We start from the raw sequence: 21,110 nt of genomic DNA on the forward strand, positions 1-21,110 counted from the left end.
CTGAGGGATGATCGACGTGTGAAACACGGCGATTCCACGGACCAGCGCATCGACACCGACCCTCCCGGGTTCGCCGGGGCATCCGGCGACGGAGGAGGCGGCCTCGACGGTGCGACCGCTACCCGTTCGGCCTCGGCGCCGAGCGCCCCGCCCGCCGCCACGACGCTGCAGGCCGTCGCCGACGGTCTGCCCCCGGACCGCTACCTCAACCGCGAACTGAGCTGGCTCGACTTCAACGCGCGGGTGCTCGCGCTGGCCGAGGACACGTCGCTGCCGCTGCTCGAACGCGCCAAGTTCCTCGCCATCTTCGCTTCGAATCTCGACGAGTTCTACATGGTGCGCGTCGCCGGCCTCAAGCGTCGCGCCGAGACCGGCTTGTCGGTCCGCTCCGCCGACGGGCTGTCGCCACGAGCGCAACTCGCGCTCATCGCGCGCAGCACCCAGGAGATCGCGCGCCGCCACGCCCTCGTCTTCCTCGACTCGGTCCTGCCCGCTCTGACTGCCGAAGGCATTTCGATCATCCGGTGGGACGATCTGGCGGACGACGAGAAGCAGCGCCTGACCGCTCACTTCGCCGAGCAGGTGTTCCCGGTTCTGACCCCGCTCGCGGTCGATCCGGCGCACCCGTTCCCGTACATCAGCGGGCTGAGCCTCAACCTCGCTGTCACCGTGAAGGATCGCCAGTCCGCCGGCGAGCACTTCGCTCGGGTCAAGGTGCCCGACAACGTCGATCGCTTCGTGCGGGTCCGGCGGGACGGCTCACCGGACGAGATCGACGCATTCCTTCCGCTCGAGGAACTCATCGCGGCACACCTCGACGTGCTGTTCCCGGGGATGGAGATCGTCGAGCACCACGCCTTCCGGGTCACCCGCAACGCCGACTTCGAGGTCGAGGAGGACCGCGACGAGGACCTCCTGCAGGCACTCGAGCGGGAACTCGCCCGTCGCCGTTTCGGTTCCCCGGTGCGCCTCGAGGTCGCCGACGACATGACCGAGCACATGCTCGAACTGTTGCTGCGCGAGTTGGACGTCGATCCCGCCGACGTGGTGCAGCTGCCGGGACTGCTGGACCTGTCGAGTCTGTGGCAGGTGCACGACGTCGACCGGCCCGATCTGAAGGACCGGCCGTTCGTGCCGGCCACCCACCCCGCTTTCGGCGAGCGCGAGACCCCCAAGAGCGTGTTCTCGACGCTGCGCGAGGGCGACGTGCTGGTGCACCACCCCTACGATTCCTTCTCCACCAGCGTGCAGCGGTTCATCGAGCAGGCCGCAGCCGACAGCCAGGTGCTCGCCATCAAGCAGACCCTCTACCGCACCTCGGGCGACTCCCCCATCGTCAACGCGTTGATCGCCGCGGCGGAGGCCGGCAAGCAGGTGGTGGCGCTGGTGGAGATCAAGGCACGCTTCGACGAACAGGCGAACATCAAGTGGGCCCGCAAGCTGGAGCAGGCCGGCGTGCACGTGGTGTACGGCCTGGTGGGTCTCAAGACCCACTGCAAGACGTGCCTCGTGGTCCGCCGCGAGGGCTCGCTCATCCGCCGCTACTGCCACATCGGCACCGGCAACTACAACCCGAAGACTGCGCGTCTGTACGAGGATGTCGGTCTGCTCACCGCGGCACCGGAGATCGGCGCGGACCTGACCGACCTGTTCAACACTCTCACCGGGTACTCGCGGAAGGCGAAGTACCGCAACCTGCTCGTCGCCCCGCACGGCGTGCGGTCGGGCATCATCGAACGGATCGACACCGAGATCGAGCACCACCAGGCCGGACGCGACGCCGGGATCCGCCTGAAGGCCAATGCGCTCGTCGACGAACAGGTCATCGACGCGCTGTACCGTGCCTCCCGCGCCGGGGTACCGGTCGAGATCGTCGTGCGCGGCATCTGCGCGCTCAAGCCCGGAGTGCCGGGGCTCAGTGAGAACATCACGGTGCGATCCATTCTCGGAAGATTCCTGGAGCATTCGCGCGTCCTGCATTTCCGGGCGGCCGACGAGATCTGGATCGGCAGCGCAGACATGATGCATCGCAACCTCGACCGCCGGGTGGAGGTGATGGCCCAGGTGAAGGATCCCCGGCTGGCTGCGCAACTCGACTCGATCTTCGAGTCGGCGCTCGATCCGGCGACCCGGTGCTGGACGTTGCGGGCCGACGGCACCTGGCTCGCGTCGCCGGCACCGGGAACCGCCGCCCGCGACCACCAAGAAGAGCTCATGCGCAGCCGCAGCTCCTGATCGGAAGGATGTCGGTGTCCCCCGTTTCCGACAACGCAATGCGAGCCAACATCTTCGCCGCCGGGGCCGTCCTGTGGCGAAGGAACCCGACCGCCCGGAACCGTATCGAGATCGCCGTCGTGCACCGGCCGCGCTACGACGACTGGTCCTTCCCCAAGGGCAAGCTCGATCCCGGCGAGACTCCCGTCGTCGCCGCCGTACGCGAGATCGAGGAGGAGACCGGGATTTCCGCGCGCCTCGGCCGGTCTCTCGGCAAGGTCACCTACCCGGTTCCGGGTCACCGGAAGCTCAAGCGAGTGGACTACTGGGCCGCCGCGGCATGCAGCGGCCGGTTCGTCCCGAACGACGAGGTCGACGAACTGCGCTGGCTCGCACCCGACGACGCCTACGCGGCCCTGTCGTACCCGATGGACCACACGGTGCTGCGGCGCTTCCAGGCCCTGCCGTCGGACACGGCGACGGTGCTGATCGTGCGGCACGCGAAGGCCGGCAGCCGCAAGAACCACCGCGGCGACGATCGGGACCGGCCCCTCGACGCGGCGGGCCGCGCCCAGGCCCAGGCCCTCGTGCCTCAACTGCTCGCGTTCGGCGCCGACAGCGTGGTCGCCGCGGACCGGGCGCGCTGTGTGCAGACGGTGCAACCGCTCGCGGACCGGCTCGGGGTCGAGGTCGCCGTCGAGCCCTCCCTGACGGAGGAGGAATACGGCGCCGATCCGCAACTCGGACGCAAGCGGGCACTCGAGCTCGCCCAGCGCGGTGGCGTGCCGGTGATCTGCAGCCAGGGCAAGGTGATTCCGGACCTCGTGCGATGGTGGGCCGAGCACGACGGGGTGGTCGCGCCGAACACGCGTAACCGGAAGGGCAGCACCTGGGTCCTGTCGCTGGCCGGCGACCGGCTCGTCGCAGTGGACCACATCGACAGCCCACTGCCCCCCGGCGCCGCCTGAACGCACGTCGGCGGCCATCGGGGGAGATCTCCCCCGATGGCCGCCGAACGGACGGGACCCGGGCGGTAGCGCCGCTCTCGGCGGCGCCCCTTCTCGGCGACGGTCTTCCGGACCCGCGCCGTGCCGGAACTGCTACTTCTTGGCGGCGGCCTTGCGGGCCGGTGCCTTCTTGGCCGCCGTGGTCTTCTTCGCCGCGGTGGTCTTCTTGGCCGCGGTGGTCTTCTTGGCCGCGGTGGTCTTGGCCGGAGCCTTGGCCGCCGTGGTCTTCTTGGCCGCGGTGGTCTTCTTGGCCGCGGTGGTCTTGGCCGGAGCCTTGGCCGCCGTGGTCTTCTTGGCCGCGGTGGTCTTCTTCGCCGCGGTGGTCTTGGCCGGAGCCTTGGCCGCCGTGGTCTTCTTCGCCGGAGCGGCCTTGGCGGCGGTCTTCTTCGCCGCCGCGGTCTTCTTGGCGGCGGTCTTCTTCGCCGCCGCGGTCTTCTTGGCCGCCGCAGCCGCGCCGCGCTTGACGGCCGGACCGGTCGCGGGGAGCTTCTGCGAACCGGCGATGACCGCCTTGAACTGAGCGCCGGGGCGGAACGCCGGCACCGACGTCGGCTTGACCTTCACGGTCTCACCCGTACGCGGGTTGCGCGCGACCCGGGCTGCGCGGCGGCGCTGCTCGAAGACACCGAATCCGGTGATGGTGACGCTCTTGCCCGAGTGCACTGCACGCACGATCGCGTCGACCATGTGCTCCACGGCCGCCGTTGCTGTGCGCCTGTCCGAACCGAGTTTCTCGGTCAGAACATCGATCAGCTCTGCCTTGTTCATTGCATTCCTCCGCACATTACGGTCCACCGTCAGACCGACTCGAGTCCACGGTAGACCCGCAAACGGGCAAGAGTCTATGTGCCACGCCAATTCTCATGCAAATTGCCGGCGGGCCGGATCCGGACGTGCAGTCGGATCCGGCCCGCCGAGGCTCGATTCGAGGGCTCGATCAGGGCGCCGGAAGGGTTCGTGGTTTCCAAGAAGGCCTTGCGTTTTCGTACTCGGAAATCGCCTCTACCTGGCGCAACGTGAGTCCGATGTCGTCGAGACCCTCCAACAGCCGCCACCGGGTGTAGTCGTCAATGCTGAACGGCACCACGGTGGTTCCGGCGGTCACGGTACGAGCGCCGAGATCGACCTCGAGCTCCAGCCCCGGCTGCTGTTCGATGAGCTTCCAGAGCAATTCGACGTCCGGTTGTTCGACCTGCGCGGCCAGCAATCCGGCCTTGCCGGCGTTGCCCCGGAAGATGTCGGCGAAGCGGGACGAGATGACGACGCGGAAACCGTAGTCGGACAGCGCCCACACGGCGTGCTCGCGCGAGGACCCGGTGCCGAAGTCCGGGCCGGCCACCAGGACGCTGCCCCGGTCGAACGGCGGGGTGTTCAGCACGAAGGACGGATCCGTGCGCCACGCGGCGAACAGCCCGTCCTCGAATCCGGTTCGAGTGACTCGCTTCAGGTACACCGCAGGGATGATCTGATCGGTGTCGACGTTCGACCGGCGCAGCGGGACGCCGATTCCCTTGTGAGTGGTGAAGGCTTCCATCGAAAATTCTCCTTCGGTTCCGTGACCTAGTCCAGATCCGCCGGAGCGGAGAGAGTGCCGCGCACCGCAGTCGCCGCCGCGACCTGAGGCGAGACGAGGTGGGTGCGTCCGCCCTTGCCTTGGCGGCCTTCGAAGTTCCGGTTCGAGGTCGAAGCGCAGCGCTCACCCGGTGCCAACTGGTCCGGATTCATGCCCAGGCACATCGAGCAGCCGGCCTGACGCCATTCCGCCCCTGCGGCCGTGAATATCTCACCGAGACCTTCGGCTTCGGCTTGGGCACGAACGCGCATCGATCCGGGCACGACGAGCATGCGGACACCGTCGGCGACCGTGCGGCCCTGCAGGACGTCGGCGACGGCCCGCAGATCCTCGATCCGGCCGTTGGTGCACGACCCGACGAAGACGGTGTCGACGGGCACCTCCCGCAGCGGCGTCCCGGGTTCGAGTCCCATGTACCGCAGTGCCTTCTCGGCCGCGAGGCGCTCGCTCTCGTCCGCCATCGCCGCCGGATCGGGCACCGACGCACCGAGGGGCGCGCCCTGCCCCGGGTTGGTGCCCCACGTGACGAAGGGCGTCAGAGCCGACCCGTCGATGCGGACCTCGGCGTCGAAAACCGCATCCTCGTCGGTCTTCAACTGCTCCCACGCCGCCACCGCGGCGTCCCAGTCCGCGCCCTGCGGGGCGTGCGGGCGGCCCTTCAGGAACTCGTAGGTGATCTCGTCCGGTGCGATCATCCCGGCCCGGGCGCCCGCCTCGATGGACATGTTGCAGATGGTCATCCGCGCTTCCATCGACAGCTTCCGGATGGCCTCGCCGCGGTACTCGAGCACGTAGCCCTGGCCGCCGCCGGTGCCGATCTCGGCGATGACGGCGAGGATCAGGTCCTTGCTCGAGACGCCGGGGGGCAGTTCGCCGTCGACGGTGATCGCCATCGTCTTGAACGGGCGCAGCGAAAGCGTCTGGGTCGCCAGCACATGCTCGACCTCGCTGGTGCCGATACCCATCGCCAGGGCACCGAAGGCGCCGTGGGTGGAGGTATGACTGTCGCCGCACACCACCGTCGTGCCCGGCTGCGTCAGTCCGAGCTGTGGTCCGACGACGTGGACGATGCCCTGCTCCACGTCCCCCATCGGATGCAGCCGGATGCCGAACTCCTCACAGTTGCGGCGCAACGTCTCGACCTGGGTGCGCGAGACGGGGTCGGCGATGGGCTTGTCGATGTCGACCGTGGGCACGTTGTGGTCCTCGGTCGCGATGGTCAGGTCCGGGCGCCGCACGGGCCGATTCGCCAGCCGCAGTCCGTCGAACGCCTGCGGGCTCGTGACCTCGTGCACGAGATGCAGATCGATGTAGATCAGGTCCGGCTGCCGTGCCGCCCCCTCTCCCGTACCGCGCACGACCACGTGCTGGTCCCACACCTTCTCCGCCAGAGTCTTTCCAGCCATCTTCTCCACCTGTCGTACGTGACGAACGCGGTTCCCGTTCCCGGGCTGTCCCGGGCCGCGAATACTGTCGTCCCCGCCGGTTTCCGCGTGGGCTATGCTTCCCATTATGCGAGACGGAGGTATCGACCTATGAGACAGCATAGCGGGATCGGAGTGCTGGACAAAGCCATGGCGGTCCTCCACGCGGTGGCTCGGCAACCGTGCAACCTCACCGAACTGTGCGCTCGCACCGGACTACCCCGCGCCACTGCCCACCGCCTCGCGGTCGGGCTCGAAGTGCACCGGCTGCTCGCGCGCGACGGCGACGGCCAGTGGCGACCGGGCCCCGGCCTGGCCGAACTGTCCGCGGGCGCGGGTGACCCGCTCGTCGATGCGGCCTCGCTCGTTCTCCCGCGGCTGCGCGAGATCACCGGGGAGAGCGTGCAGTTGTACCGGCGGGAGGGCACGCACCGGGTATGCGTCGCCGCACTCGAACCACCGACAGGTCTGCGCGACACCGTCCTCGTGGGTGCGAGACTGCCGATGACTGCCGGGTCCGGCGCGCGGGTCCTGCTCGCCTGGGCCGACGCCGCGACGCAGCGGGCGATCCTGCCGGAGGCCGCATTCGGCGAGCGGGTGCTCGCCGAGGTGCGTCGCCGGGGCTGGGCGCAGAGCGTCGCCGAACGCGAACCCGGCGTCGCCTCGGTGGCCGCACCGGTGCGCGATGCCTCCGGTTCGGTCGTCGCCGCCATCTCCGTCTCGGGACCCGTCGACCGGATGGGCCGCCGGCCCGGAGCGCGGTGGGCCGCGGACCTGCTCGCGGCCGCCGACGCCCTGCACAAGCGGCTCTAGAAGGCTGTCGCATCCGCCGGCTCCTGTGCCACAGTGCACGGATGGGAACCCACCAGCGCGCACAGATCACGATGTCCGACGCCGAGATCGGCGACTTCCTCGGCCGCAGCCGCGTCGCGACGATGGCCACCGTCGGCCCCGGCGGCCTCCCCCACCTCGTCGCGATGTGGTACGCCGTGCTCGACGGCGAGATGTGGTTCGAGACGAAGCTGAAGTCGCAGAAGGCGGTCAATCTGCGGCGCGACAACCGGATCAGCGCGCTCGTCGAGGACGGCCACACGTACGACACGCTGCGCGGAGTCTCCCTGGAGGGGCATGCCGAGGTGGTCGAGGACCGGGACGTGCTGTTCCGCGTGTGCCGGAGCGTGTGGGAGCGCTACACGGGCCCGTACACCGAGGACGTGCGTCCCGCGATCGAGCAGATGATGCACAAGCGTGTCGCGGTGCGCGTCGTCGCGGAACGAACCCGGTCCTGGGATCACCGCAAGCTGGGACTGGCGGCCATGCCGATCGGCGGCAGCACCGCGCCGTACCTGTTCGAATCGCTGGAAAACCGGGCGACAGACGCAGGGCTGCCGGGTTAGATTCCCGATGGCCCGGCCGAGTACCGGGTGGGGAAGGGAGACAGCGATGCACGAGCCGAACGAGGAGCGGATCGCGGAGCAGTTCCGCGCAGCCCTCGAACGCAAGAATCAGCACGCCCGCCGCGGCACGGACCATCTCGACGGGAGGGCCAAGGCGCAGGCGCCGCACGGCAGCGCCGACCACCGCCGCAATTTCCGGCGCAAGAGTGGTTGACGAGCGCAGAACGACGAAGGTCCCTGCCGATCCGTGGATCGGCAGGGACCTTCGTTTGGTAGCCCCGACGGGATTTGAACCCGCGCTACCGCCTTGAGAGGGCGGCGTCCTAGGCCGCTAGACGACGGGGCCAGGAACTTTCACTGCTCGGAGAAGAACACCCTTCGAACTCGCGATCGAAGGGCCTTCCGTGGTAGCCCCGACGGGATTTGAACCCGCGCTACCGCCTTGAGAGGGCGGCGTCCTAGGCCGCTAGACGACGGGGCCAGGAACTTCTTCTCCGGTACTCCCCCACCTTGCGGCGGAGGCTCAGCCAGCTTAACCGGCCGAGGCTCGGTGACAAAATCACCGGGCAGACGCTGGGGTACCAGGACTCGAACCTAGAATGGCTGAACCAGAATCAGCTGTGTTGCCAATTACACCATACCCCAATGGCTTGTTCCGGAGACCCGCCTCGCGGCGGTGCGGCCTCCGTTCCGAACCGAGAAGAAGGTTAGCACCATCGGTGCCCCCAATTACAAATCGCCTGGTCAGGCCGGGTAAATCCGGCCCGGCCCGGCCACGGGCGATCCCGCCGCCGGGCCCGGACCGGCTCAGGCGATGCGGGCGCGGGCGGCACGCAGACGCGCCAGCGAGACGTCCCGGCCGAGCAGTTCCATGGACTCGTACAGCGGCGGACTGATGTGCGAGCCCGTGAGGGCCACGCGCACCGGCGCGAAGGCCTTGCGAGGCTTGAGGCCGAGCTCGTCGATCAGCGCGGCCTTGAGGGCCTCCTCGAGGGACGCCGCCTTCCACTCGGCCACGCCACCGGCCGCAGCGATCGTCGAATCGAGCACGGGCGCGGCGTCGGGACCGAGGTTCTTGGCTGCGGCCGCCTCGTCGAGGACGAAGTCGGCCTCGTCGACGTAGAGGAACTTCAGCAGGTCCCACGCGTCCGACAGCACCACGATGCGGGTCTGGACCAGCTCGGCCGCCTCCGCGAACCGGGCGTCGTCGACGTCCGCGGTGATACGGCCGTGCTCCACGAGGAACGACTTCAGCCGTGCCGTGAAGTCGCCCGGCTCGAGCAGGCGGATGTGCTCGGCGTTGATGGCGTCGGCCTTCTTCTGGTCGAACCGCGCCGGATTCGAGTTCACCTTGGCGATGTCGAACGCGGCCACCATCTCGTCGAGCGAGAAGACGTCACGGTCGTCGGCCAGCCCCCAGCCGAGGAGCGCGAGGTAGTTGAGCAGGCCCTCGGCGATGAAGCCGCGGTCGCGGTGGATGAACAGGTTGGACTCGGGGTCGCGCTTGGAGAGCTTCTTGTTGCCCTGACCCATCACGAACGGCAGGTGACCGAACTCGGGCGTGAAATCGGTCACGCCGATGCGCTGCAGCGCCTCGTAGAGAGCGAGCTGGCGCGGCGTCGACGAGAGCAGGTCTTCGCCCCGCAGCACGTGGGTGATCCGCATGAGGGCATCGTCCACGGGGTTGACCAGGGTGTAGAGCGGGATGCCGTTGCCGCGGGTCAGTGCGAAATCGGGCACGGTGCCGGCCTTGAACGTGGTCTCACCGCGGACCAGATCGTTCCAGGTCAGGTCGTGATCGGGCATGCGCAGGCGCACGACGGGCTTGCGCCCCTCCTCGCGGTACGCCTGCCGCTGCTCGGCGGTCAGGTCACGGTCGTAGTTGTCGTAGCCGAGCTTCGGGTCGCGGCCGGCAGCGCGGTGGCGCGCCTCGACCTCTTCCGGCGTGGAGAACGACTCGTACGCCTCGCCCGCGTCGAGCAGCCGGGCGACGACGTCGAGGTGCAGGTCTCGCCGCTGCGACTGCCGGTACGGCTCGTACGGGCCGCCCACCTCGGGGCCCTCGTCCCAGTCGAGCCCGAGCCACCGGAGCGCGTCGAGGATGGCCCGGTACGACTCCTCGGTGTCGCGGGCGGCGTCGGTGTCCTCGATGCGGAACACGAAGGTGCCGCCGTGGTGACGGGCGAAAGCCCAGTTGAACAGGGCGGTGCGCACGAGGCCCACGTGCGGGGTTCCGGTCGGGGACGGACAGAAACGAACGCGTACTTCGCTGTTGGTCATGGCTCACTCGGGTCGAGGGATCGAAAAGACCCCTCCAGGCTAGTCCCGGCCGATCGCGAAGCCGCGGCCTACCTGCGCTTGGCGGTCACCGGGTTGGTCAGCGTGCCGATGCCCTCGACGGTGATCGAGACGGTGTCGCCGTCGACGAGCGGTCCGACGCCCTCCGGGGTGCCGGTGAGGATCACATCGCCCGGCAACAGGGTCATCACCGCCGAGACCCACTCGATCAGCTTCGGAATGTCGTGCACCATCAACGACGTTCGGCTCCGCTGACGCGTCTGTCCGTCGACCTGCGCGGTGATCTCGAGATCCGTGGGATCGATGTTCGTCTCGATCCAGGGCCCGAGGGGGCAGAACGTGTCGTGCCCCTTGGCCCGCGTCCACTGTCCGTCCTGCTGCTGATGGTCACGCGCCGAGACGTCGTTGGCCACCGTGTAGCCGAGGACGACGTCGAGCGCCTTCGCGGCCGGAACGTCCTTGCAGGGGCGGCCGATGACGACGGCGAGTTCGGCCTCGTGGTGGACGAGGTTGCTGCTCGGCGGGAGCACGATCGGCGCCCCCGGGCCGACGATGGAGGTGTTCGGCTTGAGGAAGATCACCGGCTCGTCGGGGACCTCGTTGCCGGACTCGGCCGCGTGGGCAGCGTAGTTGCGGCCGACGCAGACCACCTTGCTCGCCAGGATCGGCGCCAGGAGCCTGACGTCGGCGAGCGGCCAGCTGCGGCCGGTGAAGGTCGGGGTGCCGAAAGGATGTTCGGCGATCTCCTTCGCGATCGCGGCGTCCCCCTCCCCCTCGATGCTGACGAAGGCGACACCGTCCGGGCTGGCAATTCGACCAAGGCGCATGCCGGGGAGTCTATCCGTGCCGCCGCCCTGCGGACCACGTCGCCCAGGTATAGGCTCCCACACAGAAGTTCACTCTACGGGATTCTTGTTTCAGATAGTGAGATGACATGACGGTTCGGGACATCGGCGCGCGGCGCTGGGTCATCCTGGCGCTCGGCGTGTTCGCGCAGGCGGCTCAGGCAGTCCTCGTCAACGGCGCCGCCTTCCTCATCCCCACGCTGCACGAGGACTGGGGCCTCACGCTTGCACAGGCCGGAACACTTTCCGCCGCACCGTTATTCGGAGTCGTCTTCAGTCTCGTCGCATGGGGTGCCCTGGCCGATCGGTACGGCGAGCGGCGGGTCCTGGCCGTCGGACTCGCACTGGCCGCGGCGGCCGCGGCCGCGGCCGCCGCCAGCGGGACAGCGCCGATGCTCGCGCTCATGCTGGCCCTCGGCGGCGCCGCCGCGGCGAGTGCCAACGCCGCGAGCGGCCGCGTCGTCGTCGGCTGGTTCCCACCGCAGCAGCGCGGTCTCGCCATGGGGATCCGGCAGATGTCGCTGCCGCTCGGCGTCGCCGTCGCCGCACTGGCCATTCCTCCGCTCGCGCGCGACCACGGAATCGGCTCGGCCCTGGCCTTCGCCGCCGCGGTGTGTGCCGTCGCCGCGGTAGCGTGCGCGATCGGCATCGTCGATCCACCGCGGCCGGAACGCGCCCGGGCCGCCGAACTCGGCCTGCTCGACAACCCCTACCGCGCCGGGCGGTCGCTGCAACGGATCCACGCGGCGTCGGTCCTGCTGGTGGTGCCGCAGTACGTGGTGTGGACCTATGCGCTGGTGTGGCTGATCTCCGAGCGCGGCTGGACCGAGTCCGCCGCGGGCCTGGTCATCACCGCCGCGCAGTTCCTCGGTGCGCTGGGTCGCGTCGCCGCCGGCGGGTGGTCCGACCGGGTCGGCAGCCGCCTGCGGCCGCTGCGGCTCGTGGCGCTCTCGGTGGTGCTGTCCATGGCCGCGCTCGCGGCCGCCTCGCTCACCGACTCGGCCGTCGCCGTCACGCTCCTGATCGTGGCCTCGGTGACGACGGTGGCCCCGAACGGCCTGGCCTTCACCGCGGTCGCCGAGATCGCGGGACCGTTCTGGGGTGGCCGCGCGCTGGGCATCCAGAACACCGGCCAGTTCGTCGCCGCGGCGTGCGTGGGTCCCGCGTTCGGCGGGCTCATCGCACTGGCCGGCTTTCCCGCGGCGTTCGCGCTCGCCGCGCTGATCCCGGCCGCCGCGGTGCCCCTGGTCCCCCGCAAATGAGCCGGTGCGGCCTCCCGGACGCCGGGAGGCCGCACCGGGACGGGGTCAGAGGGCGGCCGCGATGCGGTCGCCGACCTCCGTGGTCACGATCGGACCCGCGCCGCGGGCGGCGAGGTCCGCCTCGACCGCACGCTCGACCCGGGCCGCCTCGTCCGGCCGGCCGAGGTGGCGTAGCAGCAGGGCGACCGACAGGATCGCCGCGGTCGGGTCGGCGATACCCTTGCCCGCGATGTCCGGGGCGCTGCCGTGGACCGGCTCGAACATCGACGGGTTGGTGCCGGAGGCATCGATGTTGCCGCTGGCCGCCAGTCCGATGCCCCCGGTGACCGCACCGGCGAGATCGGTGACGATGTCGCCGAACAGGTTGTCGGTCACGATCACGTCGAACCGGCCCGGGTCGTCGACCATGTAGATGGTGGCGGCGTCGATGTGGCAGTAGGCCGTCTCGACGTCCGGGTACTGCGCGCCCACCGTCTCGACCGCACGCGTCCAGATGGCACCGGCGTTGGAGAGCACGTTGGTCTTGTGGATCAGGGTGAGGTGCTTGCGGCGGCTCTGCGCGAGCTCGAAGGCGTACCGCACGACGCGTTCGGCTCCGAACCAGGTGTTGATCGAGACCTCGGTGGCGATCTCGTGGGGGGTTCCGACGCGGATGGCACCGCCGTTGCCGGTGTAGGGGCCCTCGGTGCCCTCCCGCACCACGACGAAGTCGATCTCCGGCTGGGCCGCGAGCGGGGACCTCGCCCCGGGGTACAACCGCGACGGCCGCAGATTGACATGGTGATCGAGCGCGAACCGCATGTTCAGCAGCAGACCCCGCTCGAGCACGCCCGGGGTGACGGAGGGGTCGCCGATGGCGCCGAGCAGGATCGCATCGTGCGCGCGGATCGCCGCCAGGTCGGCGTCCGGGAGCAGTTCCCCGGTGGCGTTGTACCGCCGGGCGCCGAGGTCGTACTCGGTGGTCTCGAGGTCGGGGACGAGCGTCCCGAGCACCTTGAGGGCCTCTGCCGTGACCTCGACACCGATGCCGTCACCGGGAATGACCGCTAGCTTCATGGACACACTCTCTTCCTCTTCGCGACGACGGCCGCGACCGTGTTCGACGATCGCGGCCATCGGGTACAGCGGGGTGGTTCAGGACAGGTCGACCTGCGCGACGCGGGCGTCGAGCTGCTCCACGATCTGGGCGACCTCGGCGTCGCCGACGACCCGGTCGACCCGCAGGATCACCGTGGCGCCGGGTCCTTCGACGTCCTGGCTCAGCGCCGCCGCCTGGATGTCGATCCCGGCGTTGCCGAGGACCGTGCCGAGGACCCCGAGCACGCCCGGCCGGTCCTCGTAGTGGACGACGAGGTTGTGGCCCTCGGCACGCAGGTCGAAGCTGCGGCCGTTGATGTTGACGATCTTCTCGATCTGCTGCAGGCCGGTCAGCGCGCCGGTGACTGTGGTGACGAGTCCGTCGGCGGCCACGGCGCGGACCTCCACCGCGCTGCGGTGCGTGGAGGCCTCGCTGTGCTTGTCGACCTCCACACTGACGCCGCGCTGCTCGGCGAGGGCCGGGGCGTTGACGAAGGTGACCGGCTCGTCACTGCTGGCGGAGAACAGACCGCGCAGTGCCGCGAGGCCCAGGATCTCGACATTCTCCGCGGACAGCTCACCGCTGGCGACGACCTGCACGTTCTGCACCGCCTCCGGCGACAGCGTGCCGGCGATGAGACCGAGCTTGCGCACGAGCTCGAGCCACGGTGCGACCTCCTCGCCGACCGGACCGCCGGAGACGTTCACGGCGTCCGGGACGAACTCGCCGGCCAGAGCCAGCAGCACGCTCTTGGCGACGTCGGTGCCGGCGCGGTCCTGGGCCTCGGTCGTGGAGGCGCCCAGGTGCGGGGTGACGACGGTGTTGTCGAGGTCGAACAGCTTCGAGTCCGTGCAGGGTTCGGAGTGGAAGACGTCGAGGCCGGCGGCCCGAACCTTGCCGGAGACGAGGGCGTCGTGGAGGGCGTCCTCGTCGATGAGACCACCGCGGGCGGCGTTGACGATGATGACGCCGTCCTTGGCCCGCGCGAGCCGCTCGGCGTTGATCAGCCCCGCCGTCTCCTTGGTCTTGGGCAGGTGCACGGAGATGAAGTCGGCGCGCTCGATCAGCTCGTCGATGTCGACCAGTTCGATCCCCAGCTGGGCGGCACGGGCCGGCGGCAGGTAGGGGTCGTAGGCGATGACGTGGGTCTCGAAGGCGGCGAGGCGCTGGGCGAACAGCTGTCCGATCCGGCCCAGGCCGACCACGCCGACGGTCTTGCCCAGGATCTCGGTGCCGTTGAAGCTCGACCGCTTCCAGGTGCGCTCACGCAGCGTGCGGTCGGCGGCGGGGATCTGCCGGGCCGTGGCCATCAACAGCGCCACGGCGTGCTCGGCGGCCGAATGGATGTTGGACGTCGGAGCGTTGACGACCATCACACCGCGTTCGGTGGCGGCCGGGATGTCGACGTTGTCGAGGCCGACGCCGGCGCGACCGACGATCTTCAGCTTCGTGGCGGCGGCGAGGACCTCGGCGTCGACCGTGGTCGCCGAACGGACCAGCAGGGCGTCCGCCTCGGGCACCGCCGCGAGCAGCGCGGGACGGTCCGGGCCGTCGACCCAGCGCACCTCGACGCCGTCACCGAGCGCATCGACGGTCGACTGCGCCAGCTTGTCGGCGATCAGGACAACGGGACGGCCATTCTGGCTCACGTGCGAACTCCCCTGTGGTTGGTTTGTCTGACGGGTCGTCGACGGCGCCGCACCCCGAGGTGCGCGAAGCAGCCGTGACCCGGCTCAGTTTAGTGCGTACGTGTCTCTTCCGGACCGCCACCCTGCGAGGCGCAGTGGATTTCGCGACGGGCGTGCCGGCCGGGGCAGCGCCCGGTCGGCGGCACGCGCCGGCCGGTACCGGGTGCGGGAGCTCAGCGCCGACGATTCCTCTTGCGCGGCAGCGACTTCGACACGCGACCCGCGGTGTGATCGGGGTTACCGCGCGGCGCGGGTTCCGGGGACGGCGACGACGCGCGGTGCCGGAAGGCGACGACCGCTGTCCGCACAGTGGGATAGAAGCGGTCGGGGGTGAACCGGTCCCCCACCCCGAACTGTACGAGCCGGTCCTTGATGGGCCCCTTCATGGCGGCGAAGGCCAGGCGGATCTTCCTGCCTGCGAGGTATCGGTCCAGGTCGACGAGTTCGTCGACGGCGGTGGTGTCGAGACCGGTGATCGGTTCGGCAGCGATCACGACCCATTCGACCGGCTCGGGCGACTGCGCGACCAGCGAGCGGACGTAGTCGTCGAAGATCGAACCGTTGGCGAAGAACAGGGGGGCGTCGAACCGCACCAGCAGCAGACCGGGGATGCGATGCCCTTCGGGGTGACGGTTGATGTCGTGGAAGCCCGCGACACGGGTGAGCTCGACGAGCTCGGTGCGGTACGGCGACCATGCGTGCCCCACGACGGCGACGAACGAGAGGCCGATAGCGACGAGGATCCCCTCCAGAACTCCGACGAGCGCCACCCCGAGGAAGGCCGCCGCCGCGAGGCCGGCCTCGATCCGGCTCATCCGCCACATGCGGACCACCCCGCGCACGTCGATGAGCGCCGAGGCCGCGACCAGGACGACCGCTGCGAGCGTCGCCTCGGGCAGATAGGCGGTCACGCCGGGGGCGAGCAGCACGAACAGCAGGACAGCGACGGCGCCGACCACCCCGACGAGCTGGGTGCGGGCGCCGTTCTGCTCGGCGACGGGCGTGCGGGACGAGCTGGCCGAGATGGGGAATCCCCCGAACAGACCGGTCGCGACATTGGCGGCGCCGATGGCCTTCATCTCGGTACTGCCGTCCACGTCGTCGCCGCGGCGGGCCGCGAAGGTCCGCGAGAGCACCCCCGTGTCCGCGAACGCGATGAGCGCGATGCCGGCTGCCGGGCCGAGCAGCGCGAGCACGTCGGCCCAGCTCACCGCGGCCACGGACGGTGCCGGCAACCCGGAGGGCAGCGCCCCGACCATGGCGATCCGCTCCGTCAGGCCCAGCAGCGCGGACACCCCACACGCTCCGGCCACGGCGACCAGGACACCCGGGATGCGCGCCCGCAGGAGGCGGAACGCCACGATCACCACCAGGGACGTCACCCCGACGGCGGTGGCGACGGGGTCGACGTCACCCGCGGCGACCGCGCGGACGATCGCGGCGAGGTCCTGGGGCAGACCCGGTTCGTCGATCGCGAAGCCGAACAGTGTCGGCAGCTGCCCCACCACGACGACCAGCGCGATGCCGTTGAGGTAGCCGAGCCTGATCGGTTTGGACAGCAGTTCGGTGACGAAGCCGAGCCGCAGGAAACCGGCGGCGACGAGGATCACACCCACGAGCAGGGCCAGGACTCCCGCGAGGGCCAGGGCCTCCTGTGGATCGCCGGTCGCGGCGAGCGGGAGCACCGCCGCGGCGATGAGCGGCGCGAGGGCCGAATCGGGACCGAGCACAAGCACTTTCGACGGCCCCAGCAGGGCGTACACCAGCAGCGGGACGATCGTGGCGTACAACCCGGCGTAGGCGGGCAGGCCGGCCGCCGTCGCGTAGCCCATGCCCGCGGGGACGAGCAGCGCGGTGAGCGCCAGACCGGCGGTGAGGTCGGGGCGCAGCCACTCCCGCCGGTAGGTGCGGGCAACGGCGACCCCCGGCAGCTTTCCCAGACCCCAGGACATCAGGGCATTATCCACCCGGGAACGCCGACGGCCCGGCACCACAGCGGTGCCGGGCCGTCGAAGCGGCGGGATCCGATCAGGCGGTCTCGGTGATCGGCCGGTCCACCCAGCTCATCAGGTCGCGCAGCTGCTTGCCGACGACCTCGATGCCGTGCTCGGCGTTCTGCTTACGCAGGCCCTCGAGCTCCTTGTTGCCGCCCTCGACGTTCGCGACGAGACGCTTGACGAAGGTGCCGTCCTGGATGTCCTTCAGGATCTCCTTCATGCGCTCCTTCGTGCCGGCGTCGATGACACGCGGGCCGGAGAGGTAGCCACCGAACTCCGCGGTGTCGGACACCGAGTAGTTCATGCGGGCGATGCCACCCTCGTACATGAGGTCGACGATGAGCTTGAGCTCGTGCAGCACCTCGAAGTACGCCATCTCCGGGGCGTAGCCCGCCTCGACCATGACGTCGAAACCGGTCTTGACCAGTTCCTCGGTGCCACCGCAGAGCACGGCCTGCTCACCGAACAGGTCGGTCTCGGTCTCCTCCTTGAAGGTGGTCTTGATGACGCCGGCGCGGGTGCCGCCGATACCCTTGGCGTAGGACAGCGCCAGCGCCTGGCCCTCCCCCTTCGGGTCCTGGTGGACGGCGATGAGCGCGGGCACGCCCTTGCCGTCGACGAACTGCCGGCGCACCAGGTGGCCGGGGCCCTTCGGGGCGACCATCGCGACCGTGACGAACTCCGGTGCCTCGATGAGACCGAAGTGGATGTTCAGGCCGTGGCCGAAGAACAGCGCGTCGCCGTCCTTCAGATTCGGCGCGATGTCCTCGGTGAAGATCGACGCCTGCGCGGTGTCGGGCGCCAGCACCATGATGACGTCGGCCCACTCGGAGACCTCGGCCGGAGTGCCGACCGCCAGGCCCGCCTCCTCCGCCTTGGCCCGCGACTTCGAGCCCTCCTTCAGGCCGATGCGCACCTCGACGCCCGAGTCACGCAGGCTCAGCGAGTGCGCGTGTCCCTGGCTGCCGTAGCCGATCACCGCGACCTTGCGGCCCTGGATGATCGACAGATCGGCGTCGTCGTCGTAGAACATCTCGACTGCCACAGTTGTTACCTCTCTCAGCAAATAAGGGTGTGTTCAGGCTAACGGGTGGCCGTGATCGACTTCGGACCGCGTCCGACCGCGACGACCCCGGACTGCACGATCTCGCGGATGCCGTAGGGCTCGAGCATCCGCAGCAGGGCGTCGAGCTTGGAGCGGGTACCGGTGGCCTCGATGGTGAGCGATTCGGGCGAGACGTCGATCACCTTGGCGCGGAACAGATTCACCGTCTCGATGACCTGCGTGCGCACGCTCGCGTCCGCCCGCACCTTGATCAGCAGCAGCTCGCGGGCGACCGAGGCATCCTCTTCCTGCTCGACGATCTTGATGACGTTCACGAGCTTGTTGAGCTGCTTGGTCACCTGCTCGAGCGGAAACTCGTCGACGGTCACGACGATCGTCATCCGGGAGATCTCCGGGATCTCGGTGCCGCCCACCGCGAGGGACTCGATGTTGAACCCGCGGCGGGAGAACAGGCTCGCCACGCGGGCCAGCACGCCCGGCTTGTCCTCGACGAGAACGCTGAGGGTGTGACTGGTGCTCACTGACGATCCTCTCCTGGTGCTGCGGCACCGCGCTGTTCCGGGTGCCGCTCGTGCTCGAGTGCCTCGTGGATGACGGCCGGCTCCGCGGCCGCCTCGTCCTCGTCGAAGAGCGGACGGATGCCCCGCGCCGCCATGATCTCGTCGTTGCTGGTGCCGGCGGCGACCATCGGCCACACCTGGGCGTCCTGACCGACGATGAAGTCGATGACGACCGGACGGTCGTCGATGGACTGCGCCCGGCGGATCGCCTCCTCGACGTCCTCCTCGCGCTCGACCCGGATGCCGACACAGCCGAGAGCCTCGGCCAGCTTGACGAAGTCGGGGATGCGCAGGGTGTGGGTGGACAGATCGGTGTTCGAGTACCGCTCCTCGTAGAACAGCGTCTGCCACTGCCGGACCATGCCGAGGTTGCCGTTGTTGATGAGTGCGACCTTGATCGGCACACCCTCGACCGCGCAGGTCGCCAGCTCCTGGTTCGTCATCTGGAAGCAGCCGTCACCGTCGATGGCCCACACCTCGGCGTCGGGCACACCCATCTTGGCGCCCATGGCCGCCGGCACGGCGTAGCCCATGGTGCCCAGCCCACCGGAGTTGAGCCAGGTGCGCGGCTTCTCGTAGTCGATGAACTGCGCAGCCCACATCTGGTGCTGCCCGACGCCGGCGCAGTAGATCGCGTCCGGTCCGGCGAGCTTGCCGACCATCTGGATCACGTACTCCGGCGAGAGCATGCCGTCGGCCGGCCGGTCGTAGCTGAGCGGGTAGGTGCGCCGGATCCCGTCGAGGTACTCCCACCACTGGGCGTAGTCGAGCGTGGTACCCGTCGCGAGATCCGCCCGGATCGCCTCGATCAGCTCGACGATCACCTCCTTGCAGTCACCCACGATCGGCACGTCGGCGTGCCGGTTCTTGCCGATCTCGGCCGGGTCGATGTCCGCGTGGATGACCTTCGCGTCGGGCGCGAACGAGTCGAGCTGACCGGTGACGCGGTCGTCGAACCGTGCACCGAGCGTGATCAGCAGATCGGACTTCTGGAGGGCGGCGACCGCCGCGACGGTGCCGTGCATGCCGGGCATGCCGCAGTTGAGCTGATGGGTGTCGGGGAAGGCGCCGCGGGCCATGAGAGTCGTGACGACCGGGATACCGGTGAGCTCGGCCAGCTCGAGCAGCTCCGGAGAGGCCTCCGCCTTGATCACGCCGCCGCCGATGTACAGCACGGGCGACTTCGCCTCGGCGATCAGGCGTGCGGCCTCACGGACCTGCTTGCCGTGCGGCTTGGTGACGGGACGGTAGCCGGGCAGGTGCATCTCCGGCGGCCAGCTGAAGGTGGTCTGGGCCTGCAGGATGTCCTTCGGGATGTCCACCAGGACGGCCCCCGGACGGCCGGATGCGGCAAGGTAGAACGCCTCGGCGAGGACGCGGGGGATCTCGGCTCCGTCGGTCACGAGGAAGTTGTGCTTGGTGACGGGCATGGTGATGCCCGAGATGTCGGCCTCCTGGAAGGCGTCGGTGCCGATCAGACCGCGGCCGACCTGACCCGTGATCGCCACGACGGGAACGGAGTCCATCTGCGCGTCGGCGAGCGGGGTGACGAGGTTCGTGGCGCCGGGGCCGGAGGTGGCCATGCACACGCCGACCTTGCCGGAGGCCTGGGCGTATCCGGTCGCGGCGTGGCCCGCGCCCTGCTCGTGGCGGACCAGCACGTGCCGGACCTTCTGCGAGTCGAACAGCGGATCGTAGACGGGAAGGATCGCACCGCCCGGAATGCCGAAGACCGTGTCGACGTCGAGCTCCTCGAGGGCTCGGACCACCGACTGGGCGCCGGTGACCCGCTCGGGGGCGACCTGGCGTCGGGTACCGGGCTGGGCGGCCGCGGCCGCGGGCGACGGGGCCGCAGCCCCGGGCTTGCGCGGCGACGGTTGAGGCCTTGCGGTTGGTGCGCTCACTGCGATTCCTCTGGTTCTGGCTCCGGGCAACAAAAAACCCCCGTCAGCAGCATCTGCTGTACGAGGGTGGCGCGTCGTGGGCGAGTTGCGAGAAGCGGCTCAGGCGACGACGCGCCGGCCGATTACGAGCAACCCATTCTGATTCACGCGCTCGACGGTAGGCGCGCGAACGTCCGACAGTCAACTTGGTTCGGTCACCTGTCCCAGAATGTGAGATGCCTCGGCTGCAATGGGAAGATGGTGAGGTGTCATCTCCACAGCAGCCCGTGCCACCACGCCCATCATCCCATACGGCGGAACAGCAGCCGCAGGTCATCCAGATTTCCCGGCTCGCCCTGCTCGCGTGCGGGTTCGTGCTGCTCGGAGTGGCCTCTCCGGCGCTGGCCTGGCCCGCCGCGTTCGGCTGGATGGTGGTGATCCCGTTCCTCGTCGCCGCGTGGGTGCTGCGGGTGCGCACCGTCGTCGGCCCCGAGGGCATCACGGCCCGATCCGCGTTCTCCACCCGGACGCTCGCGTGGGACGAGCTCGACGGGCTGCGGTTCCCCAAGCGGGGCTGGGCACGCGCGCGCCGCACCGACGGCACCGAGGTACCCCTCCCGGTCGTCACGTTCGGCCGCCTCCCCCAGCTCGCCGCGGGCAGCGGCGGGCGCATCACCGACCCGTACGCCGCCGCGCACGACGCGCAGGCACGGGAACAGGCCGCGGACACCGAGCCGGACGCGGACGTCGAGTCGAAATAGCACACGGGTAGATTCGACGTCGCCCAGGCCCGCTCCCGCCCCGCCCGGGGGAGCCCG

General features: G+C 69.6%; 18 protein-coding genes and 3 tRNA genes. 7 read left to right on the forward strand and 14 right to left on the reverse strand.

Annotation, left to right across the window (positions count from 1 at the left end; translation table 11 throughout):
• The first annotated feature begins 18 nt into the window (after window positions 1-18).
• Together QNA09_RS13905 and QNA09_RS13910 are read left to right on the forward strand one after the other, a co-directional pair.
• Window positions 19-2,235, forward strand: coding sequence for an RNA degradosome polyphosphate kinase (locus QNA09_RS13905; RefSeq protein ID WP_017680309.1), 2,217 nt, complete (start codon window positions 19-21; stop codon window positions 2,233-2,235).
• A gap of 8 nt (window positions 2,236-2,243) precedes the next feature.
• Window positions 2,244-3,182: an NUDIX hydrolase gene (locus tag QNA09_RS13910; protein WP_040275136.1), complete on the forward strand. Its 939-nt coding sequence runs from the start codon at window positions 2,244-2,246 to the stop codon at window positions 3,180-3,182.
• Between the two features lie 132 nt (window positions 3,183-3,314).
• Here QNA09_RS13910 and QNA09_RS13915 read toward each other — a convergent pair whose 3' ends face one another.
• The 3 genes from QNA09_RS13915 to leuC form a co-directional block, all read right to left on the reverse strand.
• Complete coding sequence (locus QNA09_RS13915) at window positions 3,315-3,989, reverse strand: HU family DNA-binding protein (protein ID WP_165276447.1); 675 nt, start codon at window positions 3,987-3,989, stop codon at window positions 3,315-3,317.
• A gap of 169 nt (window positions 3,990-4,158) precedes the next feature.
• Window positions 4,159-4,755, reverse strand: a complete 597-nt coding sequence (gene leuD, locus QNA09_RS13920) for a 3-isopropylmalate dehydratase small subunit (protein ID WP_017680306.1) — start codon at window positions 4,753-4,755, stop codon at window positions 4,159-4,161.
• Between the two features lie 26 nt (window positions 4,756-4,781).
• Complete coding sequence (leuC, locus tag QNA09_RS13925) at window positions 4,782-6,200, reverse strand: 3-isopropylmalate dehydratase large subunit (RefSeq protein WP_010596556.1); 1,419 nt, start codon at window positions 6,198-6,200, stop codon at window positions 4,782-4,784.
• A gap of 129 nt (window positions 6,201-6,329) precedes the next feature.
• Here leuC and QNA09_RS13930 point away from each other — a divergent pair, with 129 nt between their 5' ends.
• The 3 genes from QNA09_RS13930 to QNA09_RS13940 are packed head-to-tail and all read left to right on the forward strand — an operon-like array spanning window position 6,330 to window position 7,829.
• Window positions 6,330-7,031, forward strand: a complete 702-nt coding sequence (locus QNA09_RS13930) for an IclR family transcriptional regulator (protein ID WP_010596557.1) — start codon at window positions 6,330-6,332, stop codon at window positions 7,029-7,031.
• A gap of 41 nt (window positions 7,032-7,072) precedes the next feature.
• Window positions 7,073-7,615 (forward strand): pyridoxamine 5'-phosphate oxidase family protein, encoded by a 543-nt coding sequence (locus tag QNA09_RS13935; RefSeq protein WP_010596558.1) that lies wholly within the window; start codon window positions 7,073-7,075, stop codon window positions 7,613-7,615.
• A 46-nt stretch (window positions 7,616-7,661) separates the two neighbouring features.
• Complete coding sequence (locus QNA09_RS13940) at window positions 7,662-7,829, forward strand: DUF5302 domain-containing protein (protein ID WP_010596559.1); 168 nt, start codon at window positions 7,662-7,664, stop codon at window positions 7,827-7,829.
• 56 nt (window positions 7,830-7,885) lie between these two features.
• On the opposite strand, the gene QNA09_RS13945 is transcribed toward QNA09_RS13940, so the two are convergent.
• The 5 genes from QNA09_RS13945 to QNA09_RS13965 all read right to left on the reverse strand — a co-directional run bounded on the left by QNA09_RS13945 (window position 7,886) and on the right by QNA09_RS13965 (window position 10,740).
• Window positions 7,886-7,961, reverse strand: a tRNA-Glu gene (locus tag QNA09_RS13945).
• 59 nt (window positions 7,962-8,020) lie between these two features.
• Window positions 8,021-8,096: transfer RNA gene (locus QNA09_RS13950), tRNA-Glu, on the reverse strand.
• 92 nt (window positions 8,097-8,188) lie between these two features.
• Window positions 8,189-8,260: transfer RNA gene (locus QNA09_RS13955), tRNA-Gln, on the reverse strand.
• A 162-nt stretch (window positions 8,261-8,422) separates the two neighbouring features.
• Window positions 8,423-9,895 (reverse strand): glutamate--tRNA ligase, encoded by a 1,473-nt coding sequence (gene gltX, locus QNA09_RS13960; RefSeq protein ID WP_040275089.1) that lies wholly within the window; start codon window positions 9,893-9,895, stop codon window positions 8,423-8,425.
• Window positions 9,896-9,963: 68 nt separating this feature from the next.
• Complete coding sequence (locus QNA09_RS13965) at window positions 9,964-10,740, reverse strand: fumarylacetoacetate hydrolase family protein (protein ID WP_017680301.1); 777 nt, start codon at window positions 10,738-10,740, stop codon at window positions 9,964-9,966.
• A gap of 107 nt (window positions 10,741-10,847) precedes the next feature.
• Between QNA09_RS13965 and QNA09_RS13970 the strand changes: the two genes are divergently transcribed.
• Window positions 10,848-12,020 (forward strand): MFS transporter, encoded by a 1,173-nt coding sequence (locus QNA09_RS13970; protein ID WP_017680300.1) that lies wholly within the window; start codon window positions 10,848-10,850, stop codon window positions 12,018-12,020.
• Window positions 12,021-12,065: 45 nt separating this feature from the next.
• Here QNA09_RS13970 and QNA09_RS13975 read toward each other — a convergent pair whose 3' ends face one another.
• The 6 genes from QNA09_RS13975 to QNA09_RS14000 all read right to left on the reverse strand — a co-directional run bounded on the left by QNA09_RS13975 (window position 12,066) and on the right by QNA09_RS14000 (window position 20,313).
• Window positions 12,066-13,076, reverse strand: coding sequence for a 3-isopropylmalate dehydrogenase (locus QNA09_RS13975; protein WP_010596565.1), 1,011 nt, complete (start codon window positions 13,074-13,076; stop codon window positions 12,066-12,068).
• Window positions 13,077-13,154: 78 nt separating this feature from the next.
• A complete protein-coding gene (gene serA / locus QNA09_RS13980; RefSeq protein WP_010596566.1) occupies window positions 13,155-14,747 on the reverse strand; it encodes a phosphoglycerate dehydrogenase in 1,593 nt (530 codons plus the stop codon).
• Between the two features lie 212 nt (window positions 14,748-14,959).
• Window positions 14,960-16,738 carry a SulP family inorganic anion transporter gene (locus tag QNA09_RS13985; protein ID WP_010596567.1) on the reverse strand — a complete coding sequence of 593 codons (1,779 nt, stop codon included), beginning with the start codon at window positions 16,736-16,738 and terminating at the stop codon, window positions 14,960-14,962.
• Between the two features lie 76 nt (window positions 16,739-16,814).
• Window positions 16,815-17,816, reverse strand: a complete 1,002-nt coding sequence (gene ilvC / locus QNA09_RS13990; RefSeq protein WP_029540232.1) for a ketol-acid reductoisomerase — start codon at window positions 17,814-17,816, stop codon at window positions 16,815-16,817.
• A 50-nt stretch (window positions 17,817-17,866) separates the two neighbouring features.
• Window positions 17,867-18,370, reverse strand: coding sequence for an acetolactate synthase small subunit (gene ilvN, locus QNA09_RS13995; protein ID WP_010596569.1), 504 nt, complete (start codon window positions 18,368-18,370; stop codon window positions 17,867-17,869).
• On the reverse strand, window positions 18,367-20,313 hold the full coding sequence (locus tag QNA09_RS14000) for an acetolactate synthase large subunit (protein WP_026137646.1): 1,947 nt from the start codon (window positions 20,311-20,313) through the stop codon (window positions 18,367-18,369). The genes ilvN and QNA09_RS14000 overlap by 4 nt, the downstream gene beginning before the upstream one ends.
• Window positions 20,314-20,579: 266 nt before the next feature.
• Between QNA09_RS14000 and QNA09_RS14005 the strand changes: the two genes are divergently transcribed.
• Window positions 20,580-21,053, forward strand: a complete 474-nt coding sequence (locus QNA09_RS14005; protein ID WP_040275068.1) for a PH domain-containing protein — start codon at window positions 20,580-20,582, stop codon at window positions 21,051-21,053.
• Window positions 21,054-21,110 lie beyond the last annotated feature (57 nt).

Source organism: Rhodococcus sp. AH-ZY2, from assembly GCF_030916465.1.
GTDB lineage: Bacteria > Actinomycetota > Actinomycetes > Mycobacteriales > Mycobacteriaceae > Rhodococcus > Rhodococcus ruber.

What these genes read in the sequence shown, in the direction of transcription:
- QNA09_RS13910 (WP_040275136.1), top strand. Translation starts at nt 2,244, where the DNA reads ATGTCGGTGTCCCCCGTTTCCGACAACGCAATGCGAGCCAACATCTTC.
- QNA09_RS13915 (WP_165276447.1), bottom strand. Translation starts at nt 3,989, where the DNA reads ATGAACAAGGCAGAGCTGATCGATGTTCTGACCGAGAAACTCGGTTCG.
- leuD (WP_017680306.1), bottom strand. Translation starts at nt 4,755, where the DNA reads ATGGAAGCCTTCACCACTCACAAGGGAATCGGCGTCCCGCTGCGCCGG.
- leuC (WP_010596556.1), bottom strand. Translation starts at nt 6,200, where the DNA reads ATGGCTGGAAAGACTCTGGCGGAGAAGGTGTGGGACCAGCACGTGGTC.
- QNA09_RS13930 (WP_010596557.1), top strand. Translation starts at nt 6,330, where the DNA reads ATGAGACAGCATAGCGGGATCGGAGTGCTGGACAAAGCCATGGCGGTC.
- QNA09_RS13935 (WP_010596558.1), top strand. Translation starts at nt 7,073, where the DNA reads ATGGGAACCCACCAGCGCGCACAGATCACGATGTCCGACGCCGAGATC.
- QNA09_RS13940 (WP_010596559.1), top strand. Translation starts at nt 7,662, where the DNA reads ATGCACGAGCCGAACGAGGAGCGGATCGCGGAGCAGTTCCGCGCAGCC.
- gltX (WP_040275089.1), bottom strand. Translation starts at nt 9,895, where the DNA reads ATGACCAACAGCGAAGTACGCGTTCGTTTCTGTCCGTCCCCGACCGGA.
- QNA09_RS13965 (WP_017680301.1), bottom strand. Translation starts at nt 10,740, where the DNA reads ATGCGCCTTGGTCGAATTGCCAGCCCGGACGGTGTCGCCTTCGTCAGC.
- QNA09_RS13970 (WP_017680300.1), top strand. Translation starts at nt 10,848, where the DNA reads ATGACGGTTCGGGACATCGGCGCGCGGCGCTGGGTCATCCTGGCGCTC.
- QNA09_RS13975 (WP_010596565.1), bottom strand. Translation starts at nt 13,076, where the DNA reads ATGAAGCTAGCGGTCATTCCCGGTGACGGCATCGGTGTCGAGGTCACG.
- QNA09_RS13985 (WP_010596567.1), bottom strand. Translation starts at nt 16,738, where the DNA reads ATGTCCTGGGGTCTGGGAAAGCTGCCGGGGGTCGCCGTTGCCCGCACC.
- ilvC (WP_029540232.1), bottom strand. Translation starts at nt 17,816, where the DNA reads ATGTTCTACGACGACGACGCCGATCTGTCGATCATCCAGGGCCGCAAG.